22 protein-coding genes and 2 tRNA genes are annotated in these 24,715 nt (G+C 59.8%); 8 read left to right on the top strand and 16 right to left on the bottom strand.

Annotated elements, in window-relative coordinates; translation table 11 throughout:
• Positions 1-123: 123 nt before the first annotated feature.
• From AC1Z36_RS09315 to AC1Z36_RS09290, 6 genes are all read right to left on the bottom strand, one after another.
• The gene (locus AC1Z36_RS09315; protein ID WP_105656825.1) at positions 124-1,188 is read right to left on the bottom strand and encodes a uroporphyrinogen decarboxylase/cobalamine-independent methonine synthase family protein; all 1,065 of its coding nucleotides are present in this window, start codon (positions 1,186-1,188) and stop codon (positions 124-126) included.
• Positions 1,181-1,552 (bottom strand): chorismate mutase, encoded by a 372-nt coding sequence (locus tag AC1Z36_RS09310; RefSeq protein ID WP_105656864.1) that lies wholly within the window; start codon positions 1,550-1,552, stop codon positions 1,181-1,183. The genes AC1Z36_RS09315 and AC1Z36_RS09310 overlap by 8 nt, the downstream gene beginning before the upstream one ends.
• Before the next feature lie 110 nt (positions 1,553-1,662).
• Positions 1,663-3,357, bottom strand: a complete 1,695-nt coding sequence (locus AC1Z36_RS09305; RefSeq protein ID WP_483561194.1) for a dipeptide ABC transporter ATP-binding protein — start codon at positions 3,355-3,357, stop codon at positions 1,663-1,665.
• Positions 3,354-4,340 carry an ABC transporter permease gene (locus AC1Z36_RS09300; protein ID WP_483561193.1) on the bottom strand — a complete coding sequence of 329 codons (987 nt, stop codon included), beginning with the start codon at positions 4,338-4,340 and terminating at the stop codon, positions 3,354-3,356. Before AC1Z36_RS09300 ends, AC1Z36_RS09305 begins: the two co-directional genes overlap by 4 nt.
• Before the next feature lie 2 nt (positions 4,341-4,342).
• Entirely contained in the window at positions 4,343-5,434 is a 1,092-nt protein-coding gene (locus tag AC1Z36_RS09295) for an ABC transporter permease (RefSeq protein WP_105656828.1), read from the bottom strand.
• Positions 5,435-5,580: 146 nt separating this feature from the next.
• Positions 5,581-7,212: an ABC transporter substrate-binding protein gene (locus AC1Z36_RS09290; protein WP_133834292.1), complete on the bottom strand. Its 1,632-nt coding sequence runs from the start codon at positions 7,210-7,212 to the stop codon at positions 5,581-5,583.
• A gap of 227 nt (positions 7,213-7,439) precedes the next feature.
• On the opposite strand from AC1Z36_RS09290, the gene AC1Z36_RS09285 reads away from it, so the two are divergent.
• Positions 7,440-7,799 (top strand): hypothetical protein, encoded by a 360-nt coding sequence (locus AC1Z36_RS09285; RefSeq protein WP_105656830.1) that lies wholly within the window; start codon positions 7,440-7,442, stop codon positions 7,797-7,799.
• A gap of 679 nt (positions 7,800-8,478) precedes the next feature.
• On the opposite strand, the gene mnmA is transcribed toward AC1Z36_RS09285, so the two are convergent.
• The 3 genes from mnmA to AC1Z36_RS09270 are packed head-to-tail and all read right to left on the bottom strand — an operon-like array spanning position 8,479 to position 11,686.
• Positions 8,479-9,615 carry a tRNA 2-thiouridine(34) synthase MnmA gene (gene mnmA / locus AC1Z36_RS09280; RefSeq protein WP_105656831.1) on the bottom strand — a complete coding sequence of 379 codons (1,137 nt, stop codon included), beginning with the start codon at positions 9,613-9,615 and terminating at the stop codon, positions 8,479-8,481.
• Entirely contained in the window at positions 9,612-10,847 is a 1,236-nt protein-coding gene (locus tag AC1Z36_RS09275; protein WP_105656832.1) for a cysteine desulfurase family protein, read from the bottom strand. The genes mnmA and AC1Z36_RS09275 overlap by 4 nt, the downstream gene beginning before the upstream one ends.
• Positions 10,848-10,876: 29 nt before the next feature.
• Positions 10,877-11,686, bottom strand: coding sequence for a hypothetical protein (locus AC1Z36_RS09270; RefSeq protein WP_105656833.1), 810 nt, complete (start codon positions 11,684-11,686; stop codon positions 10,877-10,879).
• A gap of 112 nt (positions 11,687-11,798) precedes the next feature.
• Here AC1Z36_RS09270 and folP point away from each other — a divergent pair, with 112 nt between their 5' ends.
• Both folP and AC1Z36_RS09260 read left to right on the top strand, forming a co-directional pair.
• Entirely contained in the window at positions 11,799-12,725 is a 927-nt protein-coding gene (gene folP / locus AC1Z36_RS09265) for a dihydropteroate synthase (protein WP_105656834.1), read from the top strand.
• A 12-nt stretch (positions 12,726-12,737) separates the two neighbouring features.
• On the top strand, positions 12,738-13,496 hold the full coding sequence (locus AC1Z36_RS09260; RefSeq protein WP_105661497.1) for a pyrimidine reductase family protein: 759 nt from the start codon (positions 12,738-12,740) through the stop codon (positions 13,494-13,496).
• On the opposite strand, the gene AC1Z36_RS09255 is transcribed toward AC1Z36_RS09260, so the two are convergent.
• A complete protein-coding gene (locus AC1Z36_RS09255) occupies positions 13,465-14,364 on the bottom strand; it encodes a diacylglycerol/lipid kinase family protein (protein ID WP_166650798.1) in 900 nt (299 codons plus the stop codon). The two genes, AC1Z36_RS09260 and AC1Z36_RS09255, sit on opposite strands and share 32 nt — an antisense overlap.
• Positions 14,365-14,481: 117 nt before the next feature.
• Here AC1Z36_RS09255 and AC1Z36_RS09250 point away from each other — a divergent pair, with 117 nt between their 5' ends.
• The 3 genes from AC1Z36_RS09250 (at position 14,482) to AC1Z36_RS09240 (ending at position 16,568) form a co-directional block, all read left to right on the top strand.
• Positions 14,482-15,381: a J domain-containing protein gene (locus AC1Z36_RS09250; protein ID WP_105656837.1), complete on the top strand. Its 900-nt coding sequence runs from the start codon at positions 14,482-14,484 to the stop codon at positions 15,379-15,381.
• 44 nt (positions 15,382-15,425) lie between these two features.
• Positions 15,426-15,887 (top strand): tRNA (cytidine(34)-2'-O)-methyltransferase, encoded by a 462-nt coding sequence (locus AC1Z36_RS09245; RefSeq protein ID WP_105656838.1) that lies wholly within the window; start codon positions 15,426-15,428, stop codon positions 15,885-15,887.
• Between the two features lie 123 nt (positions 15,888-16,010).
• Positions 16,011-16,568, top strand: coding sequence for an anti-sigma factor domain-containing protein (locus AC1Z36_RS09240; protein ID WP_105656839.1), 558 nt, complete (start codon positions 16,011-16,013; stop codon positions 16,566-16,568).
• Positions 16,569-16,659: 91 nt separating this feature from the next.
• Here AC1Z36_RS09240 and AC1Z36_RS09235 read toward each other — a convergent pair whose 3' ends face one another.
• The 4 genes from AC1Z36_RS09235 to AC1Z36_RS09220 all read right to left on the bottom strand — a co-directional run bounded on the left by AC1Z36_RS09235 (position 16,660) and on the right by AC1Z36_RS09220 (position 20,910).
• Positions 16,660-17,421, bottom strand: coding sequence for a PIG-L deacetylase family protein (locus AC1Z36_RS09235; RefSeq protein ID WP_105661499.1), 762 nt, complete (start codon positions 17,419-17,421; stop codon positions 16,660-16,662).
• Positions 17,418-18,362, bottom strand: a complete 945-nt coding sequence (locus AC1Z36_RS09230; RefSeq protein ID WP_105661500.1) for an electron transfer flavoprotein subunit alpha/FixB family protein — start codon at positions 18,360-18,362, stop codon at positions 17,418-17,420. Before AC1Z36_RS09230 ends, AC1Z36_RS09235 begins: the two co-directional genes overlap by 4 nt.
• A 12-nt stretch (positions 18,363-18,374) precedes the next feature.
• Entirely contained in the window at positions 18,375-19,196 is an 822-nt protein-coding gene (locus AC1Z36_RS09225) for an electron transfer flavoprotein subunit beta/FixA family protein (RefSeq protein WP_181149011.1), read from the bottom strand.
• 190 nt (positions 19,197-19,386) lie between these two features.
• Positions 19,387-20,910, bottom strand: a complete 1,524-nt coding sequence (locus AC1Z36_RS09220) for a S1C family serine protease (RefSeq protein WP_402734763.1) — start codon at positions 20,908-20,910, stop codon at positions 19,387-19,389.
• 319 nt (positions 20,911-21,229) lie between these two features.
• On the opposite strand from AC1Z36_RS09220, the gene AC1Z36_RS09215 reads away from it, so the two are divergent.
• Both AC1Z36_RS09215 and AC1Z36_RS09210 read left to right on the top strand, forming a co-directional pair.
• The gene (locus AC1Z36_RS09215; protein ID WP_181148806.1) at positions 21,230-23,215 is read left to right on the top strand and encodes a TPM domain-containing protein; all 1,986 of its coding nucleotides are present in this window, start codon (positions 21,230-21,232) and stop codon (positions 23,213-23,215) included.
• A 70-nt stretch (positions 23,216-23,285) separates the two neighbouring features.
• Entirely contained in the window at positions 23,286-24,017 is a 732-nt protein-coding gene (locus AC1Z36_RS09210; RefSeq protein WP_105656844.1) for a PspA/IM30 family protein, read from the top strand.
• A gap of 116 nt (positions 24,018-24,133) precedes the next feature.
• On the opposite strand, the gene AC1Z36_RS09205 is transcribed toward AC1Z36_RS09210, so the two are convergent.
• Positions 24,134-24,207 (bottom strand) — tRNA-Met (locus tag AC1Z36_RS09205).
• Between the two features lie 358 nt (positions 24,208-24,565).
• Positions 24,566-24,639 (bottom strand) — tRNA-Met (locus tag AC1Z36_RS09200).
• Positions 24,640-24,715: the final 76 nt, after the last annotated feature.

The raw sequence follows: 24,715 nt of genomic DNA, 5'->3' as shown, positions 1-24,715 counted from the left end.
GAAACCGTAGGTTTGAGGTTTCAGCCAACTGGCCAAACCGGGTAGATCCGCTACCCCACTATTCCTAAGATACATGATCAACCGCCCTTTTCGGGCTGTGACCGGCAGGAATCAGGCAGTTAGCTACGCATCGACGCGTGTCTGCTCCAACGCTTGGGCATAACTGGCCAGCCGTCGCAGGTTCTCGATGGCCTGCGCCGAGCTGCTGCGCGAGAAGTCTCCACGCGGCATCAGGGTTAGTGCACCTAGCTGCCCCAAGCCCAAGCCCAGCTGACGCCAAGGACGAAGAATGGAGTTCACCCCTTCTACAACACCTGGTGCCCGGGTTCCGGGGGCGAGCACCTGCAAGAAGACGCGGCCCCCGCCTTCGACAAGTCCCGCTACCCGCTCCCACTTGCGGTGCGTCAAGCCTCCAGGGTCGATGACCAGCGCGCCGGCACCGGCTTGGTGCAGCAGATCCACCCGTTCAATCCAGTGTTCATCCTGGGTAGGCAGATTCAGCAGCGAGGTGACCCGTTGGCCTTCGGCCTCGCCAGCGAGCACCTTGAAGAACTGCGCATAGGCGCTTCGCACTTCGGCGCGTGGGATCGAGCGCAGGGTCCGGTATCCGCTGGCGGTACTGATTGTGCCGTCGAGCGCGTCGCCCAGCAGCGGCTCATCAATCTGGATAGTGAAGTCCGCCAGCGAGGTAATGCGGGCCAGTCGGTCCAGATGCTCGCGTGCTCCGTGGGCGTAGGACTCGATGATGTCGCGGCGCGCCCCATGATCGCTGATCACCCGCTCCCCGTTCGACAGGTACAGGCTGGCGGCCAAGGTCCACGGACCGAGCAAGGTGAGCTTGAGGCGCTGGGCAGGTTTCGCTTCCGCGCCGAGTACATCAGCTAGCAGATTCTCGTCACTGCGCAGGATGCTGCGGGCACGACGGGCATCGATACCGTCCTTGGCACCGATCCTCCAGCCGTGCGGCTGCAGATCGAAGCCGAGGTCTGCCAGCAAGGTGGCGCTGCGCCCTACCGCATCGGCGCCGACGCCACGATCCGGCAGCTGCGGGAAGACCGCGAGGTTGGGTTCTCCCAATTCCCCGCGCACCACTTCGTGGATGGCCGACGGGTCGCTGCCCGGGAACTGGCAGAAAGCGGTGGCGTGAACATCGCGGCGTTCAGCGGCCTCGTGTTCCTGCTCAGTCATTGTTGTGCGAGTCAGAAATGTTCTGGTGGTGGCGGATGACTTCAGAGATCACGAAATTCAGGAATTTTTCGGCGAATTCTGGATCAAGATGCGCTTCGTGGGCCAGGGCGCGCAGGCGCTCGATCTGCGCCTTCTCGCGGCTAGGGTCGCTCGGCGGCAACTGGTGCTCGGCCTTCAGGACCCCTACGCGCTGGGTCGCCTTGAAGCGTTCAGCCAACAGGAAAACCAGCTGCGCATCGAAGTTGTCGATGCTGCCGCGGATGGCGTACAGCTCTTCGAGGACTTCATTCTGGACCTCGCCCTGCAACGAGCTGGCGTGCGGGTCGAATGACTGGGTGGTCTCAGTGTTCTTCGGCTCGTTCATGATCACCAGTTTACGGGTTCGCATGACGGATTACCCACAAGGTGACATGCCCCGGACACGGTGCCTGACCGTGCCCGGGGCATGCCCGTTGTTCCTTGATTGCCAGCTGCTCAGGAGGCGTTCAGCTGTTCAATCAGTTTGCGTCGCTGCGCCTGTTCGCGCGGGTCCGGAACCGGAAGCGAGGCGATCAGGCGCTGGGTGTATTCATGCTGCGGGTTGGCCAGGACCTTGGAGCCCAAGCCTTCTTCCAGCAAGGTGCCCCGGAACAGGACGCCCACCCAGGTAGCCAGCTGGTCCACCACTGCCAGATCATGCGAGACGAACAGGGCTGCGAAGCACAGTTCGGTCTGCAATTCGCGGAACAGCTCCAGCACCTTGGCCTGCACCGAAACGTCCAGTGCGCTGGTTGGCTCATCGGCAATCAGCAGCTTCGGCTCCAAGGCCAGTGCGCGGGCCAGCGACGCGCGCTGGCGCTGGCCGCCGGAGAGTTCGTGCGGGTAGCGGTTGGCAAAACCGGCTGGAAGCTGCACGGCCTCAAGCAGTTCGGCCACCTTGTTGCGGGTCTGCAGCGGGTTCAGATCACGGTGCACGGCCAGTGGCTCGGCCACGCATTCGCCTACGGTCAAGTGCGGATTGAAGCTTGCCGCTGGATCCTGGAACACGAAGCCGATCTGCTCACGCAGCGGCTTGAAGGTGCGTTCCTTGAAGTGGGCCATCTCGTAGCCCAGCACCTTCAGCGAGCCACCGGTGATGCGGTTCAATCCCGCGATGCTGCGTCCGATGGTGGTTTTCCCCGAACCGGACTCGCCCACCAGTCCGTAGACCTCGCCGGCGTGGATCTTCAGATCCACCTCATCGACCGCGGTGAAGCCCGGGGCCCCGAGGCGTCCCGGGAAATGCACCTTCAGGCCCTTGGCTTCCACCAGCAATTCAGCATCCTGGTTCGGACGTTCGACTAGTCCCTCCGAGGCGCTTTCGCGCCCCAGGTGCGGCACGGCAGCCAGCAGGGACTTGGTGTAGTCCTCTTGCGGTGCTTCGAAGAGCTGGATCGATGGTGCTTGCTCAACGATCTGCCCCTGGTTCATCACGATCACGCGGTCGGCGATATCGGCCACCACCCCCATATTGTGGGTGATGATGACGATGGCGGTACCCAGCTGATCACGCAGGTCGCGCAGCAGCTGGAGAATTTCAGCCTGCACCGTGACATCCAATGCGGTGGTTGGCTCATCTGCCACAATCAGTTCCGGCTTCAGGGCCAGCGCCGCGGCGATGACCACGCGCTGCTTCTGGCCACCGGAGAACTGGTGCGGGTAGTAGTCCACGCGCTGCTCTGGATCCGGGATGCCGACCTGGCGCATTGCCTCGATGGCGCGCGTCCTGGCCTCCTTCTTGGAAATCCTGTTGTGCGCGCGGATGCCCTCCATGATCTGCCACCCCACGGTGTACACCGGGTTCAGTGCCGTGGATGGTTCCTGGAAGACCATGGCCACATCCCGGCCGCGAGCCGCGCGCAGCTCGCGGCCGCGCAGGGTGAGCATGTTCTTGCCTTTGAGGTAGACCCCGCCGTGCGAGGCACCGTTCTCGGCCAGGATGCCCAGAGCAGTGCGTGCCGTGACGGACTTGCCGGATCCGGATTCGCCCACGATGGCCAGGATCTCGCCGGCCCTGACTTGCAAATCAACGCCGCGCACTGCCGGCACTGCGCCGGCGTCCGTGACGAAATCAATGTTCAGGTCTTCGATGCGCAAGACAGCGGGTGTGCCGACGTTGGCCTCGGAGTCGAGGAGAGGACTGTTGGTCATTTGTTTGCTCCTACCTGTCCGGACTGGGTGATGCGCTTGGCCTTCTTGCGGCTGAAGCGGCGCAGGCGCGGGTCATTGAGGTCATTCATGGACTCGCCAACCAGGGTCAAGCCCATCACGGTGAGCACGATGGCCAAGCCCGGGAACAGGCCGGTCCACCAGATTCCGCTAGTGGCATCTGACATCGCTCGGTTCAGGTCGTAGCCCCATTCCGAAGCACTGGTCGGTTCGATGCCGAAGCCCAGGAAGCCCAGGCCCGCCAGGGTCAGCAATGCCTCGGTGGCATTCAGCGTGAAGATCAGCGGCAAGGTGCGGGTGGCGTTGCGCAGCAGGTGCGCGAACATCACTCGCCATGGGCTGGCGCCGATCACCTGTGCGGATTCTACGAAGGGTTCCGCCTTCAGCCGCAGTACTTCGGCGCGGACCACGCGGAAGTACTGCGGGATGAATACCACGGTGATGGAGATGGCCGCTGCCATCACGCCGCCGAAGAGCGAAGACTGGCCCTGGGAAATCACGATGGACATCACGATGGCCAGCAGCAGGGATGGGAACGCGTAGATCGCATCGGCCAACACCACGGCGATGCGGTCGAACCAGCCGCCGAGGTAGCCGGAGATCAAGCCCAGCAATACGCCCAGGAACAGGGACATGACCACGGCCGCCAGGATCACCCAGATGGCCGTCTGCGCACCGAAGAGGGTCCGCGAGAACACGTCATAGCCGGTGGCGGTGGTGCCCCAGATGAATTTGCTGTCCGGAGCCGCCTGGCGCGGGAAGTCCCCGGATGCATCCGAGGACTGCGCGAAATCGAAAGGCGCAATCAGCGGCGCGAACAAGGCGGTAACGATGAACAGGCCGGAGAGCGCCAGACCGGCAACCAGCATGCCCCGCTGCAGGCCCGAGGACATGCGCAGGTGGGAGATGACCGGGAGCCGGTCCAGCCAGGACTTGTTCGAAGCCGGCAAGGTAGCTGTACTCATGATTAGTACCTGACTCTCGGGTCGATCAAGGCGGCCAGCACGTCAACGATGAAGTTGGTGACGGCGACGATAATGGCCAGCAGCACCACGATGCCCTGCACAGCCACGAAGTCGCGGGCGGTGAGGTATTCGGCGAGCTTGAAGCCCAATCCCGACCATTCGAAGGTGGTCTCGGTCAGCACTGCTCCACCGAGCAGCATGGCAATCTGCAGGCCCATGACAGTGATAATCGGAATCAGCGCCGGACGGTAGGCGTGCTTGGTGGTGAGGCGGAATTCGCTGACACCGCGCGAACGGCCGGCTTCCACGTATTCGCGGCCCAGCGTGCCAATTGCGTTGGTGCGCACCAGGCGCAGGAACACGCCGCCGGTGAGCAGGCCCAGTGCCAGGGCTGGCAGGATCGCATGCTCGGTGACATTCCAGAAGGCAGCGCTATTGCCGCTGCGCAGCGCATCGAGCCAGTAGATGCCCGATGGGCTCTGCAGGCCGGTCAGTTCAAGCTCGGTCTGCCAGTCGGCACGGCCGCTGATCGGCAGCCAGCCTAGCCATACGCCGAAGACCAGCTTGAGCAGCAAGCCGGCGAAGAACACCGGGGTGGCGTAGGAGAGGATTGCAAGGATGCGCAACACGGCATCCGGGTAGCGGTCGCGGAACTTCGCGGCAACCAGGCCCAGCGGGATGCCGACCAGCAGTGCGACGAGGACCGCGTTGATGGCCAGTTCCAAAGTTGCTGCGCCGTAGGTGGCCAGCACCTCGGTGACCGCCCGGTTATCGCTCATGGTGCGGCCCAGGTCGCCGGTGAAGATCTGGCCCAGGTACTCGAAGTACTGGATCAGGATCGGCCGGTCGTATCCGGCTTCATGGATGCGCTGGGCCAGCTGGTCCGGGGTGAGCCGTCCGCCCAAGGCTGCGGTGATCGGGTCTCCGGTCACGCGCATCAGGAAGAACACCACTGTGATGAGGATGAAGACAGTGGGAATGATCAGCAAGAATCGGGTAATCAAGTAACGGAGGAATCCTCCGCCTTTTTGCTTTGCTGGTTTGGGTGTTGCTAGCGGGCTTGCTTCTTGGCCCGGTGGCGACGTGATAGTCATCGTCTGTCCTTATGGTTCAGGATGCGTGGCAATGCGCCGCCTTGAGCGGTCAATGACGGCGCATGCCAAGGGGATCCACCGCGCGCGCCAAGGGTTGGCGCGTGGCAGATCCCCTCAGGTTTGGTGTCTGCGAGGCGAGAGCCGAATTACTTGCTCAGCACACCGAGACGGAACTTGAACGATGCGTCCAAGGTCTTGTCAACGTCCTTGACGTCCTTGCCTGCAATGGCCACCTGGGCACCCTGCAGCAGTGGAAGCGTGGACAAGTCCTCAGCCACCATCGTCTGCAGTTCTTCGATGGCCTTGGTGCGCTCCGCAGCGTCGACCATTCCTCGCTGATCGGAGATCAGCTTGTCAACCTCGGGGTTGTCGTAGTTGTTCGAAAGGAAGTTCTCCTTGGCAAAGAACGGCGACAGGTAGTTGTCGGCATCCGAGTAGTCCGGGAACCAGCCCAGCTGGTAGGCCGGGTAATCCGTGACGCGCTGCTTCTGGTAGGTCACCCATTCGGTGGACTTCAAATCCACTTCGAACAGGCCATCGGCCTCCAGCTGCTTTTCAACCAGTGCGTATTCGTCACCGGAGTTCGGGCCATAGTGATCCGGGTTGTACTGCAGCGCGAGCTTGACCGGGGTCTTCACTCCGGCATCTTCCAGAACCTTCTTGGCCTTGGCTGCATCCGGCTTGCCGTCGGTGCCGTACATGTCCTTCAGCGGCTCGGTGGCGCCGGTGAAGCCTTGCGGCACGTACGAGTAAGCCGGGGTGTAGGTGTCCTTATAGACGTTCTTCGCGATGGCTTCGCGGTCCACAAGGTGCGCCGCTGCCTGGCGTACGGCCAGTGACTTCGCTTCATCAGCATCATCGGTCTTGGCACCGTATGGCATGGAATCGAAGTTGAAGACGATGTAGCGCAGCTCGCCACCCGGTCCCTTGTGGACCGCCAGATTCTCATCCTTGCCCAAGTCTTCGATGTCGGTTGGGGTCAGCGAACGCCATGCGACGTCGATCTTGCCTTCTTGGACTTCGAGCTTCAGGTTATTGGCGTCCGCGTAGTACTTGATCGCTGCCTTGTCGTTGGCTGCAGGGCCCAGAACGCCCTGGTAGGACTCGTTAGCGCTGAAGGAGATCAGGTTGTTCTTGTTGTACGAATCAATAACGTATTGGCCTCCGAAGGCCTTGGCCTCAACGATCTTCTGGTCGTCCATGACTGCGTCTGCGGGGAAGACTTCGTCATCGACGATCGGGCCGACCGGGGAAGTCAGCACCTGCGGGAAGGTCTGGTCATTGCCGACCTTCAGCTTGAAGACTACGGTAGTGGCGTCAGGCGCCTCGATGGACTCAACGTTGCCCAGCAGCGAGGATGGGCCGTTAGGGTCCGCGATCTTCAGCTGGCGGTCGAAGGTGAACTTGACGTCCTTGGAATCAAGGTCGTGGTCATTGGCCCACTTCAAGCCCGGCTTCAGCTTGACCGTGTATTCAGTCGGGGTGGTGAACTCTGCGGACTCGGCAAGGCTCATCGATGGGTCCGGGCTGCCCGGCTCGGAGTTGAGCAGGAATGGGTAGATCTGGTTCATGACCATGAACGAACCGTTGTCGTAAGATCCAGCAGGGTCCAGGGAGGTCACTTTGTCGGTGGTGCCCAGGGTGATTGGAGCGCTGGCATCGCCGCTGCCGCCCTCTTCATTGCCACTGTCTGCAGCTTGGGTGCAGCCGGTCAGAGCCAGGGCAGAGATACCCACAACGGCTGCTGCGAGTCGCAGCCCGTTCTTCTTGCGAGTCATGAGTCATCCTTCGTCTAGGTACATGCATGGGCTGTGATGATTAACACATGCTTCACATAGCCTAAGTGATGCAGGGCACAAAATACGAATGGAACCGGCGGAAATTGGCAAAAACGTGGTCTCGACGCCCACTTTTTGTGCTTCAGCCCATAGCCTTTCTAACTCAATGGTGAGATGGGTTGGGATTCCTTCCGGCTCGTTGGCCAGGTGGCATAAGCTAGATGTCAATGATGACTCGTAGAGACGCGGCAATCGCGTTGGATATCCCAGTAGAAATGGCCAAGCGCCACGGCATTCCTTCCAAAATGAGCGAAGCAGAATTCCGTGAGCTGAACACCAATCCACCAGCTTGGTTGGAGCAGTCGCGCGCCAACCGCACCGGCAAACGCCCCGTGTGGATTCATCTGGTCTGCGAAGTCTGCGGCTTCAGCGAATACGAACGCCCCAAGAAGTGGTGGCCTGCCTTCGATTTCGTTCACTGCCACACCCACTCCCCGGCGCAGCTTCCAAAGCTGGAAAAGGGCAAGACCCGGGTGGAGTACCAAGATATTTCCGCTCATATGTTCGGCATTGTCGATGAAGGCTAAAAGCTGAATACAACACAATGGCGAAGGGTGCCGGACCGATATTGGTCCGGCACCCTTCGCTGTCGCGCAAGCTCGTGCTCTTCACTCGGTTCATCCCCCTGGGCGTCCTTTCCGCCACGGGAATGCATGCAGCGGGCAACCGGACAGAGTCCAGCATCATCCAGTGCAGGTTCCATGCACCGGCCGTCGGCTGGATCTTGCGAAGGCCTTGAGTACTGCTGCCCGAGCCCCTCGGGCATCTAGCTCGTGGAGGCCTTCCGGATTGGTACGAATTGGTTCTGCCGACTGGAATGATCCGTTGTTCTGGACGATGCGCCCCTATCCGCCCAGCTACCGCTGGTGAGCATTCTCGAGAACATCGCAGCGAGCGCATTGGAAGCCAGGGCATCCGGTGGCGCAACAGGGTCGGCAGCCCAATTCAATAGCGAAACCTAGAGGGTCGAACCAATGCAGTGAGCCAGCAAGCCCCAAGCGGCCCTTGAAGACAGGCCGAATCCCACACACCACCGGTAATCGCCGGCAATGCCGGGCGAATACGTGCCGGACGCCCACGGCCGAAGCGGATGGCCGCCGAGCTCCGTTGCAACCAGCCGTTCGTCTAACTTGAATCACGACGCGAAGAAACCCTTGGTCCAGTTCATTATCTTGAACTGGACCAAGGGTTTCTTTGGATGGCTAATTAATTGACCATGCTGGAGTCCCATTCGCTGGAACGAGCAGAATCGATGGTCGCTTGGCCCAGCACGCGGCTGTCCTGGTAGACGACCATGGTCTGGCCCGGCGCGACTCCACGCATGCCTTCGGGAAGGTTGACAACCAACTCGTCGCGGCCTTCTTCCGAGCGCTCCATGTGGGCTACCGCGGCGACCGGATCGCCGTGCGCGCGCACCTGCACCATGCAGTCGAACTTGTCTCCGCTGAAAACTTCAGCGATCGGCAGGCCAGCCCAGGAAATGCGGATGCCGCGCAGCTGGTCCACAGCCAGCAGGGCCTCTGGACCGACGATGACCTTGTTGTCCTTCGGACGGATTTCCAAGACGAAGCGCGGTTTGCCGTCGGCGGCCGGACGACCCAGTCGAAGACCCTTGCGCTGGCCAACCGTGAAGGCTTGGGCGCCTTCGTGCTCACCGAGCTGGTTGCCCTCGTGGTCAACGATCTCGCCTGGTTTCATCTCGATGCGTTCAGCCAGCCAACCGCGGGTATCGCCATCGGGAATGAAGCAGATGTCATAGCTATCTGGCTTGTTCGCCACGGTCAGTCCGCGCGCTGCGGCTTCGGCGCGAACTTCCGCCTTGGAGGGAGTCTCGGCTAGCGGGAACATGCAGTGTTCCAGCTGTTCGTGGGTCAGCACGCCCAAAACGTAGGACTGGTCCTTGGCCCAGTCTGCGGCTCGGTGCAGCTCCGGGTTGCCCTCGGAATCGCGCAGCACCTTGGCGTAGTGCCCGGTGCATACCGCGTCGAAGCCCAGGGCCAATGCCTTTTCCAGCAAGGCAGCGAACTTGATCTTCTCATTGCATCGCATGCAGGGATTCGGGGTGCGGCCAGCTTCGTATTCATCCACGAAGTCCTGCACCACGTCTTCTGCGAAGCGGTCCGAGAAGTCCCAGACGTAGTATGGGATGCCCAGCTTGTCGCAGGCACGCCATGCATCATTGGAGTCTTCCAAGGTGCAGCAACCGCGCGAACCGGTGCGAAGGGTCCCCGGCATGCGAGACAGGGCCAGGTGCACGCCGACCACATCATGGCCGGCTTCAACTGCGCGGGCCGCGGCTACCGCCGAGTCCACGCCTCCGGACATCGCTGCTAGTACTTTCATCGTGTAAAACCTGTTCCTGCCGTGTGGATGCTGCTTTCATCGGCTGCCATGCCAGCCTTCTTTGCCTGAGCATACGCTTGGGGCAAAGCCTCTAATAATGCGTCAACGTCGGCGCGTGTGGATGTATGCCCCAATGTGAAGCGTTGCACACTGCGCGAGGTGCGCGCATCGCGTCCCATAGCCAGCAAAACATGCGAAGGCTGCGGAACACCAGCGGTGCACGCCGAACCGGTGGATGATGCGATGCCAACCATGTCCAAGCCGAATAGCAAGGAGTCCCCCTCGCATTCCGGGAAGGTGAAGTGCAGATTGCCCGGGAGGCGCTGGCCCTCATTGCCCTGATCCCGTGGTCCGTTCAGCACCGCTTCCGGAATCAAGCCGGTGATCTTCTCAATCGCATATTCACGCAGTTCGCTCAGCCGCGCAGCTTCCTGCCGCAATCCAGAACGCACCGCGGTAGCCGCGGCGGCAAAGCCGGCCGCGTGGGCAGCATTCAAAGTCCCCGATCGCAGCTTGCGTTCGTGTCCACCGCCGTGCTGGACCGGGGTGAGCACAATATCGCGGCGAACCAGTAGCCCGCCGATGCCTACCGGGCCACCGATCTTATGCGCGCTAATCGCCATGGTGGCCAGATTCGAGGAGCCGAAGTCGACCGCGAGCGCACCAAAGGCCTGCACCGCATCCGAATGCACCGGGACCCCGTACTTGCCAGCTAGGGCAGCAAATTCACGGATCGGCTGAACGGTGCCGACTTCATTGTTGGCCCACATCAAGGTGGCCAAAGCGATCTGCTCGTGCTGCTCTTCAAATAGCTTTTCGGCCGCCTGCAGATCAACGACACCGTCTTCATCCACGGCGAGCCACAGCAAGGTGGCATTCTCATGGTCCTGCAGCCAGGTAGCCGTATCCAGGACCGCGTGGTGCTCAATGCCGGTGAGCACGATGGCACGCGCCTGCTCATTGGCCGCCACGCGGTTCCAGAACAGTCCCTTCAGCGCCAAGTTATCCGATTCAGTCCCACCAGATGTGAAGATCAATTCGCTGGAGTGCGCCCCGGCGGCCATGGCGATAGCTTGGCGGGCATCATCCACCGCACGGTTGGCGCGACGTCCGGCCCCATGCAAAGAAGACGGGTTTCCGGTGCGGGAATACTGTTCGGTGATGGCAGCCAGAGCTGCTGGATTCAGATCGGTGGTTGCCGCGTGATCCAGGTATACGGCGGAAGTTTTCATAACACTTCAATGGTACGGGGTGGGGCGCCCTAGTTTGAATGGCCGATCCGTGTGAATTGGCCAACCTCAATGGCCTCCAGCGCCGGATTGTTCAAGACCGCCTCAATCAATGAAGCAGGACCACCCAGGATGGTGCAATCATCAAACGGTTCTGTCGACAGCATCCAGGAATGGTCCGCCGCAAACGCCAGCGCCGGGCGCTGGCGTTGGGCGCCGTCGGCAGTTCTGGCCCATTCGGGCTGCGCCAGGAACTCCGCGTCCGCTTCGAACAGGTGGTAGTTCCGGTATCCGCCACCCAGGTCGAACGGTTCTGCCTGGATGATCTCGGGACCAAAGGCAGGTTTCTGCGCCTCGGCGAGCGCCAACTCGTACACCCGCTGGTTCTCGTCATCGCTCAATGCAGGATCCGGCTCGCGCTCAATCTGTATGCGTTCCCCGCCCGCGATAAATGCGTAACCGGCCCACAAGCCCACCACGAACTTCTGGTCTTTGGCAGAAACCCGGACCATTTCGGCGGCTAGTGCTTGCCATTGCGATTCCGGGAGCTGGTCCAGCGGCAGGTCGGTATCTACCCAGGCGTCTTCGGTCGCAGGATTGCCTTGCGCGTCCAGTCCGGCCACGGTTTCAAAAAGATCCGCGGCGGTGATGATGTGCTTGCGGCTCTGTGCCACCGTCTCCCAGCGCACCAACTGGTCATCTTCATCCAGTGCTGGGTGAAGGATGCGGACGTAGCGTTCGTAGCCATGCGGGATCTGGGCTACTACCGTGCTGGGGTCGGCTGATGCACAAGCTGCGGCGATCCATTGCCCGTGGGCTGCGGAGAGGTGTGAAAACTGCATGGTCCAAGCCTAGCGAGAGCAGCGGGCGGATTCCTCCTCCGAACCGTGGTCGGTGGTATGAATAGAGGAACAACTGATGACGTGTCGATTCCAGCTAAGGGAGCCTTCCTGCATGTTCAAGCCTGATTTCTTGGTTCCAGTCCATGATTTCTCCCAGCGCTCCCTGGATTTCTCACAGCGGATCGCGGTGATGGCAGTGATCAACCGCACTCCGGATTCTTTCTACGATGCCGGGTCGACCTTTGGCTTGGATGATGCTGTGGCCGCTGCCATGCGTGCGGTCGAGGCAGGTGCTGACTGGGTGGATATCGGCGGAGTCCCCTTCTCTCCGGGCCCGGAGCTCCCGTGGCAGGAGGAAGCAGAGCGAATTGTGCCGGTTATCCATCAAGTGCGTAGCCGCAGTTCGGTGATTATTTCTGCAGACACTTTCCATCCACAGGTGGCGCAGGCTGCCATTGATGCCGGCGCTGATGTCATCAATGACACCACAGGCTTTTCCTATCCCGGTTTGGCCCGGGTGGTAGCCAAGAACAACGTGCATGTGGTGATCACCCATTCGCTAGCCAAGCCCCGCACCGTTTACCCGCGCCCTAGCTACGACGATGTGGTGGCCGAGATCCGCCAGTATCTGCTGGAGAAAATCCAGATTGCGTTGGACGCTGGTGTTTCTCCGGCAAAGATCATTGTTGATCCAGGGCACGACCTGAACAAGAACACCCGCCACACTCTGGATTTGACCGCTGGGTTCCAGGCCTTTGCCGATTTGGGCTATCCGGCCTTGGCAGCGGTCTCGAACAAGGACTTCATCGGTGAAACCTTGAACTTGCCGAAGGCTGAGCGCATGGTTGGTTCTATGGTGGCAGCAACGATCTGTGCCATGAACGGTGCCCGCATATTGCGGATGCACAATATTCCTGAATCGGTGCAGACAGTACGCCTGCTCGAAGCAGCACAAGGGTGGCGGGAGCCTGCCTACCAGATACACAACATGGGGGATGTCAATCCTCCTGCTCACCCAGAACCCGAAGTCAGCAAGTAAGGATTTTCCCAGATGCGTGCCCTGCTTCCCCAACCAGCAGATCAGGTTGATGACCAGTTCCTGCTTGAGCGCTATTCCAGCGAGCATCGCCCATTCGTGCGTTTCAACTTCGTCAGCAGCATCGACGGAAGTGCCCAGGTTGATGGGCTCTCCAAAGCATTGGGCTCTCCTGGCGATCAGAGGGTTTTCGCACTCTTGCGCCGGCTTGCCGACGTGATCATGGTGGGTGCTGGAACGGTTCGTGCCGAGGGCTACGAAGGCCAGCTCCTGTCCGCGGAGGACATGGCGTGGCGTATCGAACATGGCCTGCCGCCACAGCCCGTGCTGGCGCTCATCTCACGAGGATTGCATCTGGAGCCAACGGCCCCGGTGTTTGCCCAATCCCCGGTTCCGGTTCTGCTTTTCACCAGCGTTCAGGTCACCGACGAACAGCGTCGGTCCTTTGGACCCAATGCCACTCTCGTGCAGGTTTCCGAAACCGAGGGCGGGTGTGATCCGACCGAAATCATCGCATATCTGCATTCCAAGGGATACGGCTTCATCCACGCTGAAGGCGGTCCTCACGTTTTTGGGCAGTTCGCCTCGGCTGGCGCGGTGGATTCGGTTTGCATCAGCTACTCTCCTGTCCTTGTGGCAGGTGATGGCATGAGAATAGCGGTTCACGATCGTCAGGGGTTCCACGCCTTCGAGCTGCATTCCTTGTTTGAAGAGGACAGCATGCTCTTCTGCGACTATCGACTTAGGAAATCAGCTGGATCCCCGCGGGAATAACAGCTAGCTCAAAGGACCCGGCCCCCATGCATTCCCCGTCAGCATAGCTGTCCCGGGATGTCTCGATGCGGGCCCGCGTGAGGTTTGCGCTGACCTTCCATGGATGCGGCGCTCCGGTGAGGATCCTTGCCAGATACGGAAGGACCCGCAGAATATTTGGTCCGCGTACGATAGCCAATTCCGCGGTACCGTCGGTGAAATCAGCATGCGGGAAGAGCTTGATGCCGCCACCAAGGGACTTGATATTCGCGACGCTGGCGGCCAGGACGCTTCCGCTGAATCGCAGCCCGTCGGCCCTCACCCCACTGGGGCATCCGCGCAGCTGGGGAAGGCACAGGATCAAACCGGCGATATACCGCAGTGCTCCCAGCTGCCGCGGCAACGCGTTGGCTTTCGCGTTGACGGTGGCTTCAAATCCCCAGGACACGGCACCCAGTGCATAGCGCGGTGTTCTGCCGGCCTGGTCAAACCGCAGCTCCAGCACGTCAATGGGCATAGTTGCTCCCGGCTGCTTGCAAAACGCAATCACCTTGGCCAAGGATTCTTCTGCATTCGCGTCCCCTGTCATGCGCCAGAAGTCGTTGCCGCTGCCTGCGGGGATGACACCGATGGGAATCGAAGTTCCCGCAACGTGCTGGATGCAGTGGTGGATCAGCCCATCACCGCCAATGATGACGATCGCCCGCGAAGCTCTGAGCTGGTCCCCCACCAGTTCCACGCTCGTCCTTGAAGTATCAACTAGCCCATGTTCCAGCCCGAGCTTGCCAAGCGCGTGGGCAAGCTGCTGGGCAAGGCGCATCCCCCGGCCTCGGCCTGAGGCGGGGTGGAAGATGATGCGGATTTCTGCGGTGCGACCAAACGAGCTCATGACCATAGAGATTACCCAGCAACTTGACGCTTCTACAAAGAATTTGCTGGGTTGGATTCGCTAAACTGGGGAACACTGGCCATCCGGTCTTTTTCACCGAGAGGATTCCTCCGTTCAATGAGTACACCAAGCCCATACGAAATTCTTGGTGTCGCGCCTACTGCGAGCATGGAAGATATCAAGGTCGCTTACCGAAGGGCCGCTCGCGCGACCCATCCCGATCTCGGTGGCAGCGAAGAAAAGTTCAAAGAAGTACAGCGCGCTTTCCAGCAGCTCAGCGAGATGGCGTCTCCGCTGGGTTATGAGCAGACCTTCCAGTCTCCGGGCAACGCTCCACGCGCCGGGTTCAGCGCCCGTCCTTTTGACGAGCGCCTGCGCAAGAGCCCTCAGCAGCCCAAGGCGCAGTTGCCCACCGAATATGTTCCACCGTTCTCGGATACGTCTCCTACATTGCTGGACAGAAAAGTCTGTGAGCAGCGCGTTCATGGAGAACCCCGAAAACGCGGTCTGTTCTCCAACCGTGCACGGCTGATCCGCGAGGCGCAGACCATCAACCTGCTTTCCAAGAACGTCCTGAATATCTTGCCAGCTGCCCGTTTGGTCAACGGCCTGCGTTCGCCCGCGTCGGGGCACTACGATCATGTGCTGATTGCCGGTTACCGCATGGCGGTGATCAATACGATGACTCTGCCCGATGGCTACTATTCATTTGATGGCAATGTCTTGCGCCACGGCAATAAGCTGACGCAGCCTCCGCAGTTCTCCATCTCCGGTTTGCAACGGCAATTCATGCAGATGAACGTAGTTGCGTTCACCTTGGTGCTTTCTGCCAACGGCAATCACCACGAACCGGTCATTGAGTACCGGCGCAATGCCGATCCAACACTTGCATCGACTCCGAATGTGCTCAATGCAGCGGGATTGATTCGCGAGTTGAAACTCTTCTTGGGCTCTGGCCCATCGCCGAATGTCGTCGATCGCCTAGCCCTGGCGCAGTTACGTGAAGCGATGTACTAAGGTCAATGGCCTATTTCTTGTTGGTGAGAGCTTAAACTGGTTGAGTGTTTCGTATCGTTTTCAATGCCCCAGAGATCCCGGGTAATTCCGGCAACGCTATCCGACTAGCCGCCATCACCGGCGCAGAACTGCATTTGGTCAAGCCATTAGGCTTCAACTTCGAGGATGCCAACCTGCGTCGCGCAGGATTGGACTACCACGACCTGGCTTACGTCACGGTGCATGAAAATCTTGACGCAGCCTTTGAAGCACTGGGAGAAGGCCGGGTCTTTGCCTTCACATCCGAAGGAACTACTGTCTATTCGGATATCAGCTACGAGGCCAGCGACATCCTGCTCTTCGGCCGTGAATCGGTTGGCTTGAGCGCAGAAGACAAGAAGCATCCGCGCATCAACGACCTGGTCCGCTTGCCGATGCTTCCAGGCCGCCGATCGATGAATCTGGCCAATACCGCTTCGGTGGTAGCCTTCGAAGCTTGGCGCCAGCACGGCTTCGCTGGCGCATAAAGTACCAGCCAGCCCGCGCCACGCATACAGCTTTACCTAATCTTTATAAAGTAGGCTCGAGTCTGTACCCGCAGTTTTCGGGTATTGAACTGTGCCGACTACATTTCGGGAGAATCCAAGACAATGAACGGTAGCCATTCTCAGCACCGCGACGAGCCCCAGGACGAGAACCTGGGTCTAGATCTGGTGAGCCAAGTGGCCAGCAGTTCACGTGCAGCCAAGAAAAAGCCTAAGCGCTGGATCTTCGCTGTCACGGGACTTGCCATCATCGTTGTCCTAGCGGTGGTCATTTTCTCCCTGCTCAATGGAGGCACCAAGGCGTCCAAAGCATCCAAGGCCGATGATGCAGTCACCGAGACCGTCGAATTGAAGAGCGGAGGCCAAGCGGTGCTCAGCTCGTCGAAGTCCGAAAGCGCTGTGGGTGTCGAGCTCTCCGAGCTGCCTGCCCTGGACGGTTCGGAACAGTACGTTGCATGGGCCGTGCATGAGTCCGGCAGCGTCTCCGTGATCGTTTCCAGCACCGGTGAAGATGCCGCGGCTGGGCTGTCTCCAGCTGAAGACGTGATTGCCCTCCACATCACCATTGAGGGATCCAAGATCCCTGACGCTCCATCTGAAGATGCTGAAGCATCGGTCGACCTGCCACTGGCTCAAGACAAGGCAACGGAAGACGAGAGCTAGCAGCTCACCTCTGGCCAGCCAAAAAGTTCGGGGCGAAGATCAATTCTTGATCTTCGCCCCGAACTTTTTCCGGTCTGCTTTGCCTGGATACTCAGAACCCGGCTATCGTGTCGCGGGCGTTCACGGCAACTGCGTGGAATGCTTCGGCAAGCTTGCCCTTTCCCAGCTGGCCACGCTCGGCGTTTTCCTCGCACTGCTGCAAAACGTAGTTTTCCATGGCGGCAACATCCGGGTGCTGGGTGAAGTGCGAACGCAAGGCGTCCATCTTCTTCTCGAAGAATTCGGTGATGTCCACATAGGCGTTCTCGCGTTCCTGCGGAGCCCCGCACAACCAGAGCCAAGGCACCTTGTAGGCTTCCAGTCCTTCGCCATGCAGCAGCTCCGGGTAGGAGAACGGATTCTCCACCGCCGGGTAGATCGCACGGGTGACCGCTTCACCGCAGGCCAGATGGTCTGGGTGCGAGGCCTGTATCCGATCCCACTTGCGCTCCGGGTGCATTGCAATCACGATGGTTGGCTTCACCTGGCGCATCAGCCGGACCACCTTGCGCATGACATCGTGGTTGGCTTCCAGGAAGCCATCGCGTTCGCCAAGGAAGTGGACCGTTTTCACACCCACCTTGGCGGCGGCCTGTTTCTGCTCTTCGTGGCGCAGCTTAGCCGTTTCCTCAGGATCCCGGTCATCAAAACCGCCGGCGTCGCCGTCAGTCATGATGCAATACTGAACCTCTGCCCCCGCCGCGGTCAGGGCCGCTACCGTCCCGGCTGCCCCAAAGTCCAGATCATCGGGATGGGCGCCGAAGGCCAGGACCCGTTGGGCGCCTGCACCAATGAATTGCGCTGTATCGATCATGCCTTGCGACGTCGAATCTCTTCGGCGGCCTGCGGCAGGACCTTGGCCAGGTCACCAACGATACCCAGGTCTGCGATCTCGAACACCGGGGCGTCGACATCCTTGTTGATCGCGATGATGAACTTGCTGGTCTGCATTCCGGCCTTCTGCTGTATCGCTCCCGAGATGCCGGCAGAGATGTACAGCTGCGGTGCGACGGTGGCACCGGTCTGGCCGATCTGCGCATCGTGCGAGATCCAGCCGGCATCGGTAGCTGCACGAGAAGCGCCCACGGCAGCTCCCAGGGCATCGGCAAGGTCTTCAACCGGGCCAAAGTCTCCGTTGACACCACGACCACCAGCAACCACGACGCGCGCTTCGGTCAGGGCAGGTCGATCACTTGCGCCTTTCGCCTCCGCCGCAGCAATCCGGACCTTGGCATCGTTGGAGTTCTCCAAAGCCAATTCCTCAACTGCCAAGGCGGTGCTGGAGGCCGCTGGCGCGTCTTCGATGCTGTTCGGCTTCAAGGTGGCAAACAGGGTGCCGTTGGTTGCCCTGGCCTGAACGCTGTAGCTTCCTGCCAGTTCATCCTTGGTAGCTACAAGATCCCCGCTGATGCCAATGACGTCGGTGATAATCGCACCGTTGCGGCGCACAGCCAAACGGGCACCGAGCTCACGGCTGAAATTGTCATTAGCAAGCAAGACCAATTTGGCGGCAGTAGCCTGCACGGCTGCGTCAAGCACGGAAATTTCGTGCTGGCCGAAAACTGGGGCATCGCCGGAAGCGGTGAATAGCTTCACCACGCCATAGGAAGCGAGAACCTGCTGGGCTTCGTCGCTGACTTGGTTGGCAACGGCCACGGCCGGGTTCTCGAAACCAGAGACCAGGGTCAGCAGTTCGCGCTGGCCTTTGGAGGGAGCCGCGGAAAGCTCAGTGAAAAATACTAGTGCTGAAGGCATGTTCAATATTCCTTAGATCAGCTTCTGTTCGGCCAAGAAATCAACCAAGGCGATACCTGCCTGGCCGCTGTCGTTGATGACCGTTCCGGCTTGGCGCGCAGGGCGGGCTTCAGCTGCGATAACTTCGGTGTTCGAGCCGAGGGCGCCGACCGCGGCTGCATCCAGGCCGATAGCGGCCAGGTCCAGCTCGGTGACAGTCTTCTTCTTGGCAGCCATGATTGCCTTGAAATTCGGGTAGCGCGGCTCGTTGGCCTGGTCGGTGACCGAGAGCACTGCCGGCAGGTTCGCCTTCAGGGTCAAAGTGCGGTCCAGGTGATCGCGCTTAATGGCCAGTTCACGCTGTGCGGCATCGAACTCAACGGCCAGCGCGTGAGTCAGCTGCGCAAAGCCCAGCCGTTCTGCGAGCTGGGCTGGAACAACCGAGGTTTCAGCGTCGGTCGAGGACATCCCGGTAATAACCAGGTCCACGTTGCCGGCATGCTCAACCAGCGCCGCAAGCGCTTTCGACGTGGCGATGGTGTCGGAACCGGCCAAGGCGTCATCGTTCAGATGCAGCCCTGAGCTGGCACCCATCTGCAGGGCCTTCTTGACGGAGTTGCCCGATCCCTTGCCGCCCATGGTCGCGGCGATGACTTCATGCCCGGCGGCGAATCCGCCGTTGGCTTCCACGATGGAAACAGCAGCTTCCACGGCGTATTCGTCAAGTTCGGAGAGTACTGATTCTGCACGGTCAAGGCGCAGCGTTCCCGAATCGATATGACGGTCAAATTGAACATCTGGGACGTGTTTGACCAGGACCACTATTTTCAGTGGAGTGGTGCTTTCCTCGCTCATTCGCGCCTTCCTACGAGCTTCGATGCCCGCACCGGTGCGGGGCACCGGGGCAGGCTAATTCCTTCAGTGTCTATCGTATCGACACAATGCAGTTCACTGGGTGTTTATCGCTCTCAGATCAACAAGTGACGCGGGCTAGTCGATCACCAGCCCGCGTTACTTGTTTCACAGCGTCATCATGACGATTTGTTTAGTTATTTGACAGCGCTCCGACAGTTGCTGTTGCGGTCTGTTCCTTGCCATTGCGAAGGTAGCTGATTTCCACTTCTCCCCCGGCTGGAATCTCGCGGATGGCCGCGGTCACGGTCTGCGAGTCCTGGACTGCACGGCCGTTGACGCCGGTGATCACGTCACCGGACTTCAGACCGGCCTTATCAGCTGCCGAGTCAGGGCTAATTTCAACAACGCGGGCACCCACCGAGAACGCCGAAGCGTTCTGCTGGTTCGATCCAGCTGCGCCCTGCGGGGTCACCGTGGCTCCGAGCAGACCGTGGGTAGCCACGCCGTTATCGATCAGTTCCTGGGCAACACGCTTTGCGTAGTCGATAGGGATCGCGAAGCCAACGCCAATCGATCCGCCTTCTTCACTGTTGCCTGCCGAGGCAATAGCAACGTTGACACCAATGATTTCACCATTGGCGTTGACCAATGCGCCGCCGGAATTGCCGTGGTTGATCGCCGCGTCAGTCTGGATGACGTTTACGTAGATCGAACCGCTTGAACGCTGCTGCTCTTGTTCCTGTCCCGGGAATTGGAAGTTGAATTGGTTGCCATCCCCGCCCTCGCTCTGGTCGCTTTCCTTCGGAACGGCCGAAGAAGCGATGGAGATGGTGCGGTTCAAGGTGGAAATGATGCCGTCGGTGACGGTGCCGCTTAGACCCAGCGGTGCGCCGATGGCGACAGCGGTATCCCCGACATTCAGCTCGGCCGAGGAACCCACGGCGGCAGGCACCAGGCCGTCGGCCGGGATATTGATGACTGCCAGGTCCGATAGAGGATCTGTGCCTACCACGGTGGCACTATGCACCGAACCGTCGTTCATCTGGACCGAAATTTTGGGATTGGCAACTTCGCCACCCAGGGTAACCACGTGGGTGTTGGTCAGAATATTGCCCTTGTCGTCCATGACGATGCCCGATCCGGAACCGCCAGAACCGTTGCCGGAAACCTCGATGGTCACCACGCTTGGGCTTGCCTTGGCGGCAGCGGCGGTGACTTCGGTGACCTTGTCCGGGTTGTTGATCACCACGCCCTCACGCGGCGAACTGCTCACCGAGGAAGACCCCGCGTCGTCATTCATCAGGTAGGTCGTGCCAGCGGCAGTGACGCCACCTACCAAGGCCGCGGCAATCATTCCGGCGATGAGCGTGCTGCCAGAGAAGGACTTCTTGTCCTTGGAAGGCTTCTCGGGCGGGATCGGGTAATTCGCAGGCTCGTTGGACGGAGGGCCGTAAGGGGAACCGTAGGGAGAGCCGTTCTGGACTTGCTGGGCGTCGGAATGCTGTCCGTGGGAGTGGGCCGCGTTCTGCGTTCTGTCAACGGACGGCGCGGGGTAAACGCTGGTTGGATTCTCGCTGGCGCTTGGAGCCTGATTCACTCGCGGGTAGCGCACCGTAGGTTCGGCCGAAGCAATTGGGTCGTTATTGGTGTCGTTAATTGGCTCTGCTGAATCGCCCGCATCGTTCCCACGTGGCTCATTCGGTGTCTGGCTCATGGCTTGCCTCTTTCGAACTGTCGAATCTCTTGAGTTCTATTATCCAACTCTGGTCTGTGGCATCGAATTGTGGTGTCTGAGCACCGGCTGTGAGTTAACTATTCTGCCAGCTGAATGTCGTAGACGTTGTTCATTAGGGCAAATAGAATCAATCATAAGTGTGAACCCAATCTCGGGGATCACCAGATCGGGATTCTCCCGATTTTAGATTGACTGATGCATTTCAGGTGGGGAACAAGACATGCGTATGAAAGCTCGACGGCTGATTGCTGGAGCAATATTGGCAACGGTAGCCTCTTTCGGCTTATCGGCACCTGCGATGGCTGAATCGCCTGTAACGATTCCACCTGGCGACTTCGTCGTCGATTCTTCAGGCGTGCTCGGCTCCGACGAAACGCGTTTGGAATCCGAAATTAAGGAACTTCGCAGCAATACCGGACTAAACCTGTTTGCGATATTCGTCGACGAGTTCTCCAACCCAGACCAGGCAGATCAATGGGCCGCCGAAGTTGCCAACCAAAAGGGTTTGGGCAGCGCTGACTCCATCCTGGTGGTGGCAACCGAGACCCGCCAAGCATATTTTGCTGGCGCCGAAGGCGGTCCGATTGCCAAAGCCGATACTGAAATCTACAGCAGCCAAATCAGCCCGGCACTCAGTGAGAAAAACTGGGCCGGTGCAGTCGAGGGGGCCATCGCTGGCATGCGCAGCGTTGAAGGTGGAGGCAGCCCAGATGGTTCATCCTCTGGCGGTGGTTTCCTAACCGTCGTACTGGCCATTGGTGCCGTTGCTGTGGTTGGGTTCCTTTTCCTTTCACGGCGCAGCAAGAAGAAGACCGCGCAACTCGGCCAGAGCCAAGGCCAACACCCAGGACAGTACGGCGCCCCTGCTCCGCAGCAGCAACTGGTCCCCCTGGACAAGCTCCGTTTGCAGGCAGACCAATTGCTGGTGGCTGCAGATGACTCGATCCGTTCTTCGCAGCAAGAATTGGGCTTCGCCGAAGCACAATACGGCAAGCAGGCTGTCCAGGTCTATGTGGAGGATATTGAACAAGCCAAGAACCACCTGACTGAATCTTTCCGCCTGCAGCAGCAGTTGGATGACGATATCCCCGATACCGAGCAAGATCAGCGTTCATGGTTGAATGAAATCATCGACCGTTGCAAGAAGGTCAACAGTTCCCTGCAGGCCCATGCTGACGAGTTCAAGCAATTGCGCCAGCTGGAGCAGAATGCCGAGGATCGCATTACTGAGGTATCGGCGAACCAGGAACCGCTCAACCAGAGGCTGTCGGCCCGCGTGGCAGACTTGGAACGCCTTGCCGGCCAATATGACGCCAGCGCAGTATCGCAGATCAAGGACAACGCCGACCAGGCCGCCGAGCGCCTGACCTTTGCTTCTTCCGCCTTGAAGCAGGCATCAGAGAAACTGGCCACTGACCGATCCAATGCCGCGATCTTGATCCAGAATGCGGAAGAAGCCCACGACCAGGCCGATGTGCTGCTCAAGGCCATCAACAAGGCTGGCGAAGCCTTGGGGCAGGCCCAGCAAGACTTGAAGTCCGCAATCGCGCTGGCCGAACGCGACCTGGCTCAAGCGAACGCCTTCGTTGGCAACGGAGCAAATCCCCGCCTTTCCAGCGCCGCGGCCGGTGTCGAAAGCACTCTGGCGAATACCAAGCAAGCACTGAGCAGCGGCAAATACAACCCGCTGGCTTTGATCACCCAGCTCGATGAGTCCGTTCGCCCGCTTTCAGAAGCTCTTTCAAGTACGCGTAACCAGGCTCAGCAGGAACAATCAGCCCGTGCACAACTGGATTCGTTGCTGCACACCGCAGCGTCGCGCATCAGCGGTACCGACGATTACATCCGTGCCCGTCGCGGCGGCGTCCGCTCTTCAGCTCGAACCCGCCTTGCTGAGGCGCAGCGCACCTTCGATGAGGCGCGCTCGCTTTCTGGCAGCGATCCGCTGCGTGCTGTAGGTTCCGCACAGCGTGCCATTCAGCTAGCTGACCAAGCTGCGCAGATGGCCGAAAGCGACGTCAGCGGATTCGACGGCTTCGGCGACTCGCGCGGTTACGGGAACTACGGCCGTGGCCGCGGGGGCGGGATGTTTGATGGCATCGGTGGCGCGATGCTCGGAGGCATCCTGATCAATACCATCCTCGGCGGCGGAGGCCATGGCGGTCATTCCGATGGCGGCGACGGTGGAGGTTTCTTTGGCGGGGGCGGTTTCGGTGGCTTCGGCGGCGGCGGAGGCGGCTTTGGAGGAGGTGACTTCGGAGGCGGAGGAGGCGGCAACTTCTAGCTTGCCGGACCAGTTTCACCAGAAGGTTTCAAGTTCATAGTGTTTTCTTGACGGACAGAAAGGTCCAACCATGATCAAGCAGTCAATCTTCGGACGCATTTCCCAGTTGGCCAAGGCCAATATCAATGCAATGCTCGACTCAGCTGAAGATCCCCAGAAAATGATGGATCAGATGGTGCGCGACTACAACGACAATATTGCTGAAGCAGAGCAGGCGATTGCCCAGACCATCGGCAACTTGCGCATGCTGGAAGACGACTTCCGCGAAGACGAGCAGGCAGCTTCCGAGTGGGGCAACAAGGCTCTGGCAGCATCCAACAAGGCAGAAGAGTTCCGTGTTGCAGGCAATGCCGATGATGCCTCGAAGTTCGACAACTTGGCTAAGGTCGCCATCCAGCGCCAGATGCAGGCCGAGTCCGAGATGAAGACCGCCGAGCCGACGATCGCTTCGCAACGCGAGATCGTGGACAAGCTCAAAAGCGGCTTGAACATGATGAAGGAAAAGCGTACCGAACTGGCAAGCAAGCGCGACGAGCTGGTCGCCCGTTCCAAGTCGGCACACGCTCAAAACCAGGTCAATGAAGCCATCAAGTCCGTGAACATCATGGATCCGTCCAGCGAAATTGGTCGCTTCGAAGAAAAGGTTCGTCGCGAAGAAGCCCGCGTTCGCGGTGCTGCAGAATTGCAGGCATCAAGCCTGGACTCCCAGTTCGAGTCTCTGGAAGATCTGGGTGAGCAGACCGAGGTGGAAGCCCGTCTGGCCGCTCTGAAGGCCAAACAAACCGATGCTTTGGAGAGCTAAACTTTCTGCTCTCTGAACTGTGTCAATTGGCTGGCAGTGCGAAAGCATTGCCAGCCAACTTCTTTAATGCTTAAACCAAAAGCGGAGACCCTTCCGGATCTCCGCTTCCACTTTCGTGGCGGGGAGAGGATTTGAACCTCTGACCTCCGGGTTATGAGCCCGGCGAGCTACCGAACTGCTCCACCCCGCGTCGGTAAATACAACATTACCAATCAGTGAATGACTTGGCCAATCCTGGGATAGTGCATTGCGTCACCAAGAGACCCCTGGCTCATGAAGCGGGGAAATCGCCCCACTCCCCACGGCATCTCCACAGGGTCAAGCGAAAGCTTTTCAGGACCATCCGGCGGGCTCGAAACAAAATCAACGCCATGGGTCCGCTGCCTGTCCGCCTCGGCCCAGTGAATGCGGACATATTAGTTGCTCCCCCATCGGGAAGTCGATCATGTGCCTACTGGCGCTTGGCCACGCTCACCCGTTGGCGCCGTCCTGAGAAATCCAATTAAACCAAAAACGGAGACCCTTCCGGATCTCCGTTTCCACTTTCGTGGCGGGGAGAGGATTTGAACCTCTGACCTCCGGGTTATGAGCCCGGCGAGCTACCGAACTGCTCCACCCCGCGTCGGTAAATACAACATTACCAATCAGTGAATGACTTGGCCAATCCTGGGATAGTGCATTGCATCACCAGGACACCC

The organism is Glutamicibacter sp. BS14, from assembly GCF_056934375.1.
The sequence above is the reverse complement of the archived record's forward strand: the minus strand, read 5'-3'. Positions and strand labels throughout refer to the sequence as shown.